Below are 11,913 nucleotides of genomic sequence, written 5' to 3'. Positions count from 1 at the left end.
CCGCGCGGCCGGTCACAGCGGCAGCGGGTCGATGTCGCAGTTGGCCCGCTCACGGTTCCTGAACTGCACGGTGGCCGCGTGCCGGGTGCCCGACTCGCTCTGCAGCCGGGGCAGGTCGAGCACCCGCTCCATGCGCTCCAGGGTGTCCTCCCGCAGGGTGGCGGCCTGGGCCTCGGCCCCGACGGAGATGAGGTCGAGCGACAGATTGGCCGCACACGCAAGCGTGGTGGGGTGGTCCTGCCCGAAGGTGACCCGGCACAGGGCCAGTGAGTCCTCGCTCCGGCGCCGCGCCTCCTCGTGCTCCCCGAGCGCGGCCAGGTCACTGGCCAGGTTGATGGCGCAGACGAGGGCGAGCGGGTGGCCCGCGCCGAGTCGGTCGGTGAGCGAGGCGAGCGCCGCCTCGTCGAGGCGCCGCGCCTCGTCGGGCCGGCCGAGCAGACGCAGGGTCACGGCGAGGTCGACGTCCGCGGACAGCGCGTGCGGGTGGTGCGGGTCGTAGATCTGACGGTAGCCCTCGCACACCTTGACGCCCCGTGTCCGGGCCGCCTCCAGATCGCCGTTCTGGCGCAGCGCCACCGACAGGGTCAGGGCCGCGGCCAGCGACTGGGGGTGGGTTTCGCCGTAGCGGCGGGTGAACTGCGCGTGCGCCTCGGTGGCCAGCTCCAGCGCGCGCACGTGGTCGCCCTCCTTGCGGCAGGCCTCACTGAGCTGGCGCATCGCCTCCACCGTCGCCGGGTTGCCCCGGCCGAACACGGTCCGGTAGCCGCTGAGCACCGACTCCTGCAGGGCGCGGGCTCCGATGTAGTCCCCCGTCTCCCGCACGTCGATCGCGACGTGCGTCTCCGAGTGCAGGGTCGTGCGGCCCTCGCGGCCGTACAGGCGCAGTTTCAGGGCGAGAGTCCGCCTGTCGAGCTCCAGGGCCTGCTGGAACTCGCCGATCAGACGCAGGCTCACGCTGAGGTTGTGGGCGGTGTTGAGGGTGGTGGGGTCGTCCTCGCCGAACGCCCGGTGCGCGCGCTCGTAGGCGATCCGGTCGAGTTCCGCTCCGGTGGCGAACCTGCCCTCCACCCGGCGCACGGCGGCTTCGAGCTGGAGGGCGTCGAGCGCGTCCTCCCGGGTGTCCTCGTGGTCCGCGGGGGCGGTGCGCTCGTAGACCTCTCTGAGGTGGCTCACCAGACGGGCCGCGTCGTCGAAGCGTCCGACCACCCAGTACAGGAAGCACAGCTTCTGCCCCATGAGCAGCGTCTGCTGGTCCTCCTCGCCGAAGATCTCCAGCCAGGACTCCCACGCCTGCTCGGAGAAGTCGAGCGACACCTCGTGGTCGCCCCACCAGTAGAGGTACTCGCCGACGTTCCTGACCAGCTGGCGCACCCAGGGCTGGTCGGACTTGATCGCCTCGGAGGCGATGACGTGGCTGTAGAGCTCGGAGTACCGGGGCCAACTCGCCGGGTCCTGAGGGGTCCTGGGGTCGGCGGCGGCCAGCAGGGTGTGCGCCCCGTGGCGCATGCGGGCCTGTTCCTCCAGGCTCATCCGGTTGTTGAGCACGAGCTGCACCAGCCGGTGCATCTCGATGGAGTTCGTACGGTGGTCGATGCGGGCGAGCGAGTAGCGGTTCACCTCCCTTATCGCCCGGGCCAGCCTCATCGGGTCGTTCAGCGCCGCGTCCAGCTCGGGGAAGATGCTGCTGTTGCCGAGGCCGGAGAAGATGGACCGGGAGATCGGGTCCGGGGCGAAGTAGGAGCACAGCTGCAACAGCCGCAGCGCGGCCGGGCTGCGGGTCTCCAGGTGGTCGAGGGAGACGTTCCAGGCCGCGGCGACGGGGAGTTGGTAGTCCGGCGGCGGGGCCACCTCCAGCAGCTCCATGCGCTTGTTCTCGAACAGCCGCAGGTACTCGGAGGCGGGCATCCCGGTCTCGGCCCGCCAGGCCGCGGCCTGTTCCAGCGCCAGCGGCAGGTCGCCCAGAGCCTCGGCCAGCCGGTCCGCCTCGGCGTCGCTCAGCGGGGGCCCGGAGCGGCGCAGCAGCTCCTTGCTCTCCTCGCGGGTGAACACGTCCACCTCGAGGGACCCGCCGACCTGCCCCCACCGCCGGTTGCGGGAGGTGACGAGGATCGTGCCGTTGCCCCCCTGCGGGAAGTAGTGGCGGACCTGCTCGGGGTTGTCGGCGTTGTCGAAGATGAGGAGCCACCGCGCGTACGGCCGTCCCTCGCGCAGCGCCTCGCGTACGGCGGGGCCCGCGATGTTCGCCTCCGTGGTGGTCACCAGGCCCAGCCGCTGGGCCAGTTCCACCAGGGCCTGGCCGATCTGCCCGGGCCGCTCCGAGGGGATCCACCACACCACGTCGTACTCGGCCTGGTGCCGGTAGGCGTACTCGATCGCCAGCTGCGTCTTGCCGACGCCGCCCATGCCGTGGATCGCTTCCGGCAGCACCGTCGTCGTGCCTTCGCGCAGCCGCTGGGCGAGCAGTTCGAGCAGCTCGCTGCGGCCGGTGAAGTTCGGATTCCGGGGCGGCAGATTCCCCCAGACGCGCGGTTGTGTGGTGCGGTCCCCCTCCGCTGTCCGCTGGGGTGTCGTCGACATCTGAGAGGCTCCTTCGGAAGCGGTCCGGGGTTCAGTCGTAGCACCGTGTTCGACCACCGCCGGGGCCGAATCGGACTGCGCGTGTCCCGATGCGGTACGGGGTGATTTCTCCAGGCTCACGGCGTATCGCCGATCGTGCCAGCTCAGCACCTTCGCCAACATCGCGGCACGCTGGTCGTAGCGTCCGGACAGGGCCCGCAGAGCGGTCAGCTCCACCCGGAGGAAGGCGATGTTGCGCTGGTCGACGCGTGGCATCGCCAGGGTGTCGAGGGGTTCGGCGGGGGGCGGCAGCAGCGAGTCGGCCGGCGTGTCCCTGGCCAGGACCGCGCGTACGTCGTGCAGGACCCGTGCGGTGGCGCTGCGGCGTCCCAGCGCCAGCAGCTCCTCCCGGACGTCGGGGGCGAAGGTGAACGCCACGTCCGCCGAGCCCTCCCCGCTCGTCCCGGTGGGCCGGACCAGACCGCTCATCAGGAGTTCGGAGACGTGCACCGGGCCCGCGTCCGGGGTCGTCGCGACGATCCGGTGGATGACGGGCAGGCTCAGCGGCGCGGCGGCGAGCCGGGTGGCGAGCGCGAAACCAGTGGGGCTGGCCGCCGCCCGGAAGTCGGAGACCCGGACCGCGGCGGGCACCGTGCTGTGCGGGTCGGGCACGTCCTCGGCCCAGGGGAGGGCCCGCGCCGCGTCGGGCCGGCTCTTCCACGCCCGCGCCCGGATGGCGGACAGATCCAGCCACTGGTGCTCCGGCCCGGCGACCAGCCGGGTCAGCGCACCGGCCCAGCGGCCGGTCAGGGCGAGCACGGGGACGACGACCGCATCCCCCTCGGCCCCCTCGGTCCCGCCCTCGGAGTCGTCGGCGCCGGGTAACCCGGCCGGGACCTCGCGCTCCTCCCATTCCCAGGCGCGGTTGGCCGCCCAGGCCCGGGCGGCGCGGATGCGCACGCGGCTCACGTTCAGTCCGGTGCGGAACCACAGGTGCGGGGGCAGCAGGTGCAGCACGGCGACCGGGTCCGTGCGCCCCCAGGCGCGCAGCAACGGCTGCACCGCGCCGAGTCGCCAGCCGGCCGCCAGACCGTCGGTGACCACCAGGACCACCCGACGGGTGCCCGCCGGGGCCGCGCCCAGCGGCTCCTGGAGCCCCACCCGCGCCGGGTCCGTCTCGTCGGTCCCGAGCAGGGGCAGCACCCGCACCCGGGTGAGGTTCTCCGTCCGCTCCAGCTGGTCGACCAGGTCGCTGCGGACCGCCCGGTCCCACACCCGCATCGTCGGATGGGCGTCGACGACGAGAACCGCCTCCGCGGGGTGCGGTCCGTCCGGCCGTCCGAGCCGGCTCAGAACCTGAGCGGCCTCACGGCGCGTCCGCGCGGCCTGTGCCGGCCGTAGCCCGTCGTCATCGTGCATGGGTGCTCTCAAGGCGTCGGAGTGACGGCAGGCGTCGGGCCGGCGGCGAGCATCGTGGTGACGTGAGGCGTGGGGCCGGCGGCGAGCATCGGGGAGACGGCGTACGGCGAGGCGATGGCGAGGAGTGCGGTGACGGCGGACGCGGTGACGGCGGACGTCGTAGGGACGGCAGACGTCGTACGGACGGCAGGCGTCGTAGTGACGGCGAGCATCGTAGTTGCGGCAGGCGTCGAAGTGACGGCGGGAGTGTCGCGGAGTCGCGCGGACTCCAGGCAGGCGTGACAGCCACGGGGAAAGCCTCGCAGCGCGTCCACCCCCCGAGCAAGTACGCACGACGGTCCGCGCGAGGCATGGGCAAGGGCATGCCGGAAGCAGGGGGGCCGGCGCGGCGCGGAAGCGGGCCGGCGGAGGCACGCTGGTTCATTCCGGGCACCTCCCCGCGCAGGCGGACGGTCCGTGCGCCCGTGGCCCCGGCCGCCCCGGTCACGGGCGCACCGGCGCATGGTGGGGGGCCGGCGGGCCGGGCCTGCGCTCCGGGTCGTCGAGCAGGATCGCCAGATGGCGTCCCACGTGGTTGTCCCACCCCTCCGGCCCCATGGCCAGCGCGTCCTTGCGCCATCTTCCGGCCCGCTCCAGCAGTCCGCCCAGGCCCCGGTCCTGCACGATGTCCGCCACCGCCTCCTTGAAGGCCGGATCGGAGCAGTCGCCGCGATGCCAGATCATGGCCGGCACCCCGGCTCTGAGCCCCGCGAGGTACTCCTGGCGGCCGGTGGCGGAATCCGTGCCGGGCGGCTCGCTGAGAACCAGGCATACGGCGTTCTCGTCCTCCTTCAGCTCCCGCTCCAGGTGGAAGTGCGAGTGGCCGGGCCGGTTCCAGTACGAGTGCGTGTCCGCCGGCCTGTCCTTGTACTGGCGCCACTTGTTGTGCCAGGGCCGGTGCCAGGCTGCCTTGCGCAGCCGCTCGAAACTGCGGACGAGAACCGTGTAGTCCATCACCAGGGGAGTGGGTGAGCCGGAGTCCGACTCCTTGTGCCACCACTCGACCGGTTCCCCCAGCAGCTCCCACGGCAGGATGAACTCGAGCACCACGGGCTGCCGCAGGTCGGACCAGCGCTCCTCGGTCTGCTCGATCAACGTCTCGACCTCGGTGGGCAGTTGGCTGCGGTGCAGGTGCAGCGTCTCGCCCGGGACCGGGTGCCAGCCCTCCGAGTCCGACTGCCGCCAGTGGGAGAGGTAGTACCGGTCGGGGTCCACACCGTCCGGCTCGAACTGGATCATCAGATACGCCGGCATCAGCGAGACGGCCGGCTCGCTGACACTGCCGCGCTGCCACTGGGCGAGCTGGTCCTCCAGCCGCCAGGCACGGGACTGCCGGCGGTTCCAGCGGCGCAGCAGTTCGGCCGCCTCCATCTGGCCGTCCTCGACGAACTGGTCGGCGGCCAGGGACAGGAACGCCATGCTCACGGGCAGTTCCTTCGCCGCCGCGTTGTCCCCGGCCAGCCGCAGGAAGACGGCCCACCCCGTGTCGCACCACGAGGGCAGTTCCTGGGTGCGCGACCGGCTGGCCCGGCGCGCCATCGCCGCCAGGGCCGACGCCGAGCGCAGCTCCAGCAGGACCGGTCGCAGGGGGTGCAGATCGGCGCCCTCGAAGAAGTCGACCGCCTCCCACTCGTCCACCAGGCGCCGCAGCGCCGTCACCCCGGCGGACCGCTGCTCCACGTATCCGAGGCAACGCACCAGGCAGGACAGCCCGTCGGGAATCCGCGCGCAGCTCTCGACGAGGTGCAGCAGCCACGGACGCAGCGTCTCACCCCGTAACGGCTCCACCGGCGCGTCCAGTTCCTGGCCCAGCATGGTCACCAGCAAGTCGGCGCTGGTCGTGTGCCGCATCGTGGCCGACTCCTGGAGCACGTCGACGACGCCGGCCACCAGCTCATTGCGAACCCGCGCAGGACTGCGCCCTTCCACGCTTGTGACCTCCCCCGTCGTCACCAGCCGTCACCCAGTTCCCACTGTCCGTGCCGACCAGGGTACGGCCCCTCGTCCGCACACGTCAGGGGGTCGAGAAGCCGGAACCGCCGCGCTGGCGGCCGCGCCACCTCAGCGCTCCCCGTCGGTCTCGTCTCCCGAGATCAGGACCCCGCGCCGCGCTCCGTCCGGGGCGACCAGCCTCGGCTGCAGGGTGAGGCTGATCCGATGGGTGCGCGACGCCTCGAACTGCCCGTCCCCGCCGGCCTCCACGACCCAGAACCGCACCTTGCCGCCGGCCCCGCCCTTCCGCCCCACGGCGACGGTGGCCTCGATCTCCACCGGCCCGAGCTCGAACCGCACCGGACCGGCCGGGCCGCCCGTCAGCGCCTCGTTCAGCTCATGCCTCAAGTCCCTGATGAGTTCGGCGAGTTCGACCACACCGTGGATCCTATCGGCGCCGCCCGTGATTGGTCCAAAGGGATGGTGGCCACCTGCTCGCCCTCGGCCGTCGAGAGGCGAACCCGCGGGAGCGTAAGGTGATGAAACAAGATAAACATGTTGAATGTCGTAATTGTTAAAGATGAGTAATAAATGTCGGGATAATCCTGCATACTGGTTGCCATCTCGTACGCCTGTGCGGGGAGGGAGTGATCCAGTTGGCGGTCGGCTGGGATGACAGTGGCGGTCTCGCCGATGTCTACGAACGGTTCCTCGCGGGAGAGCGGATCGAGGACACGGGGGGAATCGTCAGGACCCCGATCCTGACCTCCTGGCAGCGCTGCAGGTCGCTGGGGCTCGTCCCCGACCAGCTCGTCCTGACCTGCGAGCAGGACCTGGACCTGGACGGGCGGCTGCTGAGCGCCGCGGCCCCGGTCCTCGACCGGCTCGAGGCCGCGCTGGACGGACCACCGGTGAGCGTGATCCTCACGGACGCCTGCGCGCGCGTGCTGTCGCGCCGGGGCGGCGACGCCGAGCTGAACAGGCACCTGGACGCGGCCCACGTCTTCCAGGGCTTCGGCTTCCCCGAGTCCAGCGCGGGCACCAACGCCCTCGGCACCGCGCTCGCCGAACGCCGCCCCGTCTACGTCCTGGGCCGCGAGCACTTCGCCGACTGCATGCGCCTGCTGGCCTGCGCCGGCGCGCCCATCCGTGATCCGCTCAGCGGCCGCGTCGAAGGGGTACTGGATCTCACCTGCTTCCGGCGCCATTCGGATCCGACGATGCTGCCCCTCGTGCAACAGGCCGCCGGGGAGATCGAGCAACGGCTGCTCGAACAGTCCTCCCGGCGCGAGCGCGAACTGCTCGCAGCGTTCCTCCGCACCCGGCGGGCCGCCGGAGGGTCCACCGGACCACTCGGGGAGCCTCTGCCCGGCCCGGCCCCGGCCGAGGCCCTGATCGGCCCCGCCGACCAGGCCGCGCTCCGGGAGAGAGCGCAGGAGCTGATCGCCTCCCCGCACGAGGTCGCCACCGAGGTGACCCTGTCCGACGGCCGGACCGCGGTGCTCCTCTGCCGCGAGGTGTGCGCGGCCTCCGGCGAGGCCGGAATCGTCGTGGAAGCCGCCATCGCCGCCGGCCCTCAGTGGCGCATCCCGGCGCCCGCGGGACCCGAGCCGTGCCACGCCCGCACGCCGGTGACCGAGGCGTCGACACCGTCACCGACGGTCGCGGCACCCCGGCGTCCCACCGCGGCGGTCGCGGCCGCGGGCCCGACGGCGCTGCTCGAGGAGGACCGGACCGGGACGGGGGGCCAGGTCCGGGGCAGGCCTCGGCCATCGGCGCCCCCGCCCGAGCGGGCGCCCGGCAGGGGGTCTGGCCCTGGCCGGGGGCCCGGCCAGAGGCCCGCGGCGGATCAGGGCCGGGGCGTTCCCTCGGCGGAACACGGCCGGACCGTGCCCGCGGCGGATCACGGCCGGACCGTCCCTCCGGCCGGGAGGGGCGCCTTTCCCCCCGCGGATCGGAGCGGGACCGTCACCCCGCCGCCCGCCGAGCCCACCGACCCCGACACCGCCACCGCACCGGCGACCCCGGGGGACGAGATCCCCCACACCCACGTGGGGCTGCTGCTCCTGGGTGAGCCGGGGGTCGGCCGGCTCGCCCTGCTCGCCCGTAAACGACTGGAACTGCTGTACGACGCCAGCGTGGGCATCGGCCGGACCCTCGACGTGACCCGCACCGCGGAGGAACTGGTCGAGACGGCGGTGCCGCAATTCGCCGACTTCGTCACCGTCGACCTGCCCGACTCGGTCCTGAACGGCGAGGAACCCGTCGCCATCGGCGAGAGCCTGCGGCGGGTGGCGCTCGGGGCGGCCCGCGCGGGCTCGCCGCTCTGCGCTGTCGGCGAGGCGGTCAGCTGGCTCCCGGCCTCCCCACAGGAACGCTGCCTGCAGACCGGGAACCCCGTGCTCGAACCCGATCTGAACCGGGCCGTGGACTGGGCGGCCAACGACCAGGAGTGCAGCCGGAAGCTCCTCGCGTCCGGAATGCACTCCCTGATCACCGTGCCCATGCGGGCCCGCGGAGTCACCCTCGGGGTGGTCAGCTTCTTCCGTGCCGAGCGGTCCGGCCCGTTCGAGGACGACGACCTGTGGCTGGCGGGCGAGCTGGTCGGCCGGGCCGCGGTCTGCATCGACAACGCCCGCCGCTTCACCCGCGAGCACACCATGGCCCTGGCGGTGCAGCGCAGCCTCCTCCCGCAGGGCATGCCGGTCCAGGACGCCGTCGAGGTCGCCCACCGCTACCTGCCCGCGCAGGCCGGGGTGGGCGGCGACTGGTTCGACATCATCCCGCTGTCCGGCTCCCGGGTGGCTCTCGTCGTGGGCGACGTCGTCGGGCACGGGGTGCACGCCGCCACCACCATGGGCCGGCTGCGCACCGCCGTGCACAACTTCTCCGCCCTCGACCTGCCGCCCGAGGAACTCCTCACCCACCTCGACGACCTGGTCGGCCGCCTGGACGCCGACAGCGGCGGAAACGACGGGATCATCGGCGCCACCTGCCTGTACGCGGTGTACGACCCGGTGTCCCGGCGCTGCGCGTTCGCCCGGGCCGGCCACCCCCCGCCCGCCCTCGTGCTGCCCGACGGCACCGTCGACTTCGTGGACGTGCCCACGGGGCCGCCGCTGGGGCTGGGCGGCCTGCCCTTCGAGCACTGCGAGATCGAGGTGCCCGAGGGCAGCCGGATCGTCCTCTACACCGACGGGCTCATCGAGCAGCGCGGACAGGACCTCGACATCGGGCTCGGTCTGCTGCGCCGCACCCTGGGTGCCACCCGGCCGCTCGCCGATTCGCCGGAGGAGACCTGCCGGGCCGTCCTGGACGCCCTGCTGCCCGACCGCCCCGGCGACGACATCGCCCTGCTCGTGGCCCGCACCCGTGCCCTGGACGCGGAACGCACCGTGCACTGGGACGTGTCGGCCGACCCGGCCGAGGTCCCGAGGATCCGCGCGGCGGTGACCGAACATCTCAAGAAGTGGGGCCTGGTCGAGCAGGTGCCCACCACCGAGCTGATCGTCAGCGAGCTGGTCACCAACGCCGTCCGGTACGGCGGCGCCCCGATCCGGCTGCAGTTGATCCGCGATCACCGGCTGATCTGCGAGGTGACGGACGGCAGCAGCACATCCCCGCGTCTGCGGCGGGCCCGCACGACGGACGAGGGCGGACGCGGCCTCTTCCTCGTGGCTCAGCTCGCCGAACGCTGGGGCACGCGCTACACGGCCGAGGGCAAGGTCATCTGGACCGAGCAGCCCCTGCCCGCGGAGGGCGCGTAGAGCTGCTACGACGGCTGAGACCGATCCGCCGTCACTGCCTCACCGCGGTCCCGCTGCGGCTCACTGCCCCACCGCGGCCCCGCTGCGGCTCACTGCCGTCCCTGGCCGAGGAAGCGCTCGACCACGAGGGTCAACTGCTCGATCCAGTCGTCCAGTTCGTCCTCGTCGCGGGTGGTGATACGGCAGGAGCGCGTGGCTCCGTCGTGAAAGTGGAGGGTGACGGTGAGGGAGAGCCCGCGCCCCGACTCGCTGTGGGTGACGGCGCGGACGGCGGACCAGGGGAAGTCGACGGGGTGACCGTTGATCCCGAGCGAGATGCCGTGCGCGTCGGCGACGACGGCGTTCTTGTGGTCCATCGCCAGGAACTCCTGTCCCCCGGGCGCCGCCTCGCCCGCCGCGCCCCCGGCGGCCGGCGGCCCGAACCCCTGCGGCCCGAACCCCTGCGGCGCGGGCGGAGGCGACGAGGCCGGGTACGGCGGATAGGGCGAAGGCGCGGACACGGTGGGGAGGGAGGCCGCGGCTGCCTGCGGTGGGGGTGTCGAGTGACCGGGCGGAGGTGGGGTTGAGGCGTAGCCGGCCTGCGGTGGGGGTGTCGGATGGCGCTGAGGTGAGGCGGTCGCGTAACCGGGCTGCGGTGGGGGTGAGGCGTGGCCGGGTTGCGGTGGAGTCGCGGGAGTCGCGGGGGTGGGGGAGGGCGCGGTCCCGGGCGGCGGGGGAGTGGCCACGCCGTGCGGCGGTGGGGTCGGCAGAGCGGCCGGTGGCGCGTACGCGGTCGGCGTGTACGAGGGCGGAGTGTGCGCTGGCGGTGTGCCGCCCTGCGGAGGGGCGAGCAGGTCCAACAGCTCCCCGGCGCTGGGCCGTTGCCCGGGATCCTTGGCCATGCACAGGGCCACGGTCGCCCGCAGCCCCGCCGGCACGGCCGACATGTCGGCGTCCTGGTGCACCGACCGGTACATCAGCATCATCGGCGTACCCTCGCCGAAGGCGCTGCCGCCGGCCGCCGCGACGAGCACGGCGCCCAGCGCGAAGACGTCCGCGGCGGCGGTGACGGGCAGTCCCTCCGCCTGCTCCGGCGCGAGGAATCCGGGGGTGCCGAGCGCGGCGCCGGTGACGGTGAGCCGCGACGCCTCGACGGCCCGGGCGATACCGAAGTCGACGACCCGGGGGCCGTCGTCCGCCATGATGATGTTGCCGGGCTTCAGATCGCGGTGCACCAGGCCGCAGGCGTGGATGGCCTGCAGCGCCTCGGCGAGCGCGAGGCCCAGTTGCCGCAGCGCGGCCGCGTCCATCGGCCCCCGGGCGGTGAGCAGATCGGCGAGGGTGGGCCCGGGAACGTAGGCGGTGGCGAGCCAGGGGGACTCGGCGTCCGGATCCGCGTCCACGACCGGGGCGGTGTGGAACCCGCCCACCGCACGCGCCGCGGTGATCTCGGCCCGGAACCGCTCACGGAACCCGGGGTCGCGCGCCAACTCCGGCTTGGCGACCTTCACGGCCACACTCCGCCCCCCGCGCGACCGCCCCAGATAGACGGTGCCCATCCCACCCTCACCAAGCACCCGCTCGATCGTGTAGGCGCCGATCTGCTGCACGCCGAAACCTCCCCCTGTGCGTCGTCCGCGCCACCTTAGAGCAGGCCGGGGGCGGAGGGGGCAACAGGCGGAGCCCCGGCCGCCGATCGAGCCTCGATGAAGCGAAGGCGCAGTGCCGTCCGTGGCTTCAACCGCGAACCCAACCCCGGGGCACGTTCAACTCCATGACGACCGGGGGCAAGAGTTACTGGCAGAACCCGTACCTCTAGGCCGAGGGCGATCCGTCAACCGCATCGCCCCCAACGGGCTGTGGAGTTGGTCGGTGGGTGGATCCGTGCTTCTGGGTCTGCCGCAGAGCGGTCGCCTTCGTGAGCATGCACGGGAGTGGTGCCCAGCCGCTCCCGCGCCCCAACCATGGAAACAGGAGGCACTCGCGTGCAGAGACTTCTCCAACTGGCCAATGACCGGCCCCAGGTGCCTTCCTGGCCCCCGTATCTGGCCGTCGGCATGTGCGTTCTTTTCGGGCTCGTCGCGCTCGGCCTCTACACCCGAGACCGGCGACGGCGACGGGGCAAGTAGAGAAGCACTCTGCGGGGCCCTTCGTCGGTCAGGGCGGTGACGAGCAGGAGGCCGCGGCGCCGTACGGAGATCTGCTGTACACGACGGACAGC

At 72.9% G+C, this 11,913-nt stretch carries 6 protein-coding genes; 1 reads left to right on the top strand and 5 read right to left on the bottom strand.

All coding sequences use genetic code 11. The features are described 5' to 3' along the window. Window positions 1-12 precede the first annotated feature (12 nt). The 4 genes from fxsT to ACIPM1_RS19735 all read right to left on the bottom strand — a co-directional run bounded on the left by fxsT (window position 13) and on the right by ACIPM1_RS19735 (window position 6,384). A complete protein-coding gene (fxsT, locus tag ACIPM1_RS19750; protein WP_402436293.1) occupies window positions 13-3,975 on the bottom strand; it encodes an FxSxx-COOH system tetratricopeptide repeat protein in 3,963 nt (1,320 codons plus the stop codon). An 8-nt stretch (window positions 3,976-3,983) separates the two neighbouring features. Then, a complete protein-coding gene (locus tag ACIPM1_RS19745; protein ID WP_402436290.1) occupies window positions 3,984-4,187 on the bottom strand; it encodes a hypothetical protein in 204 nt (67 codons plus the stop codon). A 271-nt stretch (window positions 4,188-4,458) separates the two neighbouring features. Next, complete coding sequence (locus ACIPM1_RS19740; RefSeq protein WP_402436287.1) at window positions 4,459-5,904, bottom strand: hypothetical protein; 1,446 nt, start codon at window positions 5,902-5,904, stop codon at window positions 4,459-4,461. A gap of 171 nt (window positions 5,905-6,075) precedes the next feature. Continuing rightward, window positions 6,076-6,384: a trypco2 family protein gene (locus ACIPM1_RS19735; protein ID WP_402436284.1), complete on the bottom strand. Its 309-nt coding sequence runs from the start codon at window positions 6,382-6,384 to the stop codon at window positions 6,076-6,078. A gap of 209 nt (window positions 6,385-6,593) precedes the next feature. Here ACIPM1_RS19735 and ACIPM1_RS19730 point away from each other — a divergent pair, with 209 nt between their 5' ends. After that, window positions 6,594-9,713, top strand: a complete 3,120-nt coding sequence (locus ACIPM1_RS19730) for a SpoIIE family protein phosphatase (protein WP_402436281.1) — start codon at window positions 6,594-6,596, stop codon at window positions 9,711-9,713. A gap of 89 nt (window positions 9,714-9,802) precedes the next feature. Here the strand turns inward: ACIPM1_RS19730 and ACIPM1_RS19725 are convergent, their stop codons facing one another. Continuing rightward, complete coding sequence (locus ACIPM1_RS19725) at window positions 9,803-11,302, bottom strand: serine/threonine-protein kinase (protein ID WP_402436278.1); 1,500 nt, start codon at window positions 11,300-11,302, stop codon at window positions 9,803-9,805. Between the last annotated feature and the right edge of the window lie 611 nt (window positions 11,303-11,913).

The sequence above is a fragment of the Streptomyces sp. NPDC086766 genome, assembly GCF_044746005.1.
In the GTDB taxonomy this organism is placed as follows: Bacteria; Actinomycetota; Actinomycetes; order Streptomycetales; family Streptomycetaceae; genus Streptomyces.
This window is presented reverse-complemented; position numbering and strand designations above follow the sequence as displayed.

Coding starts and splice junctions, on each gene's coding strand:
- fxsT (WP_402436293.1), bottom strand. CDS start 3,975: ATGCACGATGACGACGGGCTACGGCCGGCACAGGCCGCGCGGACGCGC.
- ACIPM1_RS19745 (WP_402436290.1), bottom strand. CDS start 4,187: ATGCTCGCCGTCACTACGACGCCTGCCGTCCGTACGACGTCTGCCGTC.